Raw genomic sequence first — 798 nt, 5'->3', positions numbered from 1 at the left:
CCCCCCCCCTTGGACCAACTGCCCGTGGCCGCGGCCTCGTCCGTCAAGAAGGACGGCTGGCGCGGCATGATGCGCGCCCTCTCGGCCGAAGGCAGGCTGCTGATCACCAACCACAACCAGCCCGAGGCGGTGATCCTGTCCACCGCCGAATACGCCCGGCTGCTGGAGGCCGCCCAGGCCGCCAACCAGGCCATGCCCGACCCGCTGGCCGAATTGCGCCGCCGCTTCGACGAACGGCTGGCAGCGCTGGACGATGAACAGGCCGGCGACCGCCTGCGCGACCTGATGCGCTCGCCCGGCCGGCTGGACGGCAAGGTCAAGGCGGGATCCACTTACTGATGGCGGGGTCCGGCGAAGTCCAGGCTGAAGGGACCCGGCCTGACGCAGCGCGACCTGGAGCGGCCGGGCCTGACGCGGCCCGGCCTGACGCGGCGCGGCCCGTGCTCTTCGTCCTGGCGGGGGTGAACGGCGCGGGCAAGAGCTCCATCGGCGGGCATCTGCTCACCCAGGCCGGCCTGGCCTGGTTCAATCCGGACACCTGCGCGCGCGAGCTGGTCCGGGAACACGGCTATGGACAGGAAGACGCGAACATCGCGGCCTGGAACGAAGGCGTGCGGCGCCTGGACCTGGCCGTGCGGGCGCGCAAGACCTACGCCTTCGAAACCACGTTGGGCGGCGACACCATCACGCAGAAGCTGATGGCCGCGTCGGCGTCGCATGACGTGCTGGTCTGGTTCTGCGGCCTGCGCGATGCCGCGCAGCATATCCAGCGGGTGCGCCTGCGCGTGGCGCGCGGCG

General features: G+C 71.8%; 1 protein-coding gene and 1 pseudogene. Both read left to right on the top strand.

Going from position 1 to position 798, the window contains the following annotated elements; genetic code table 11:
• Positions 1–339 (top strand): type II toxin-antitoxin system Phd/YefM family antitoxin (locus KDH83_RS30950; protein WP_212322901.1); only part of this gene is annotated, 339 nt, incomplete at its 5' end.
• Between the two features lie 101 nt (positions 340–440).
• Positions 441–798: pseudogene (locus KDH83_RS30945) on the top strand (hypothetical protein); the annotation flags it as partial.

Source organism: Achromobacter sp. Marseille-Q0513, assembly GCF_018195695.1.
GTDB lineage: Bacteria > Pseudomonadota > Gammaproteobacteria > Burkholderiales > Burkholderiaceae_B > Achromobacter.
The sequence above is the reverse complement of the archived record's forward strand: the minus strand, read 5'-3'. Positions and strand labels throughout refer to the sequence as shown.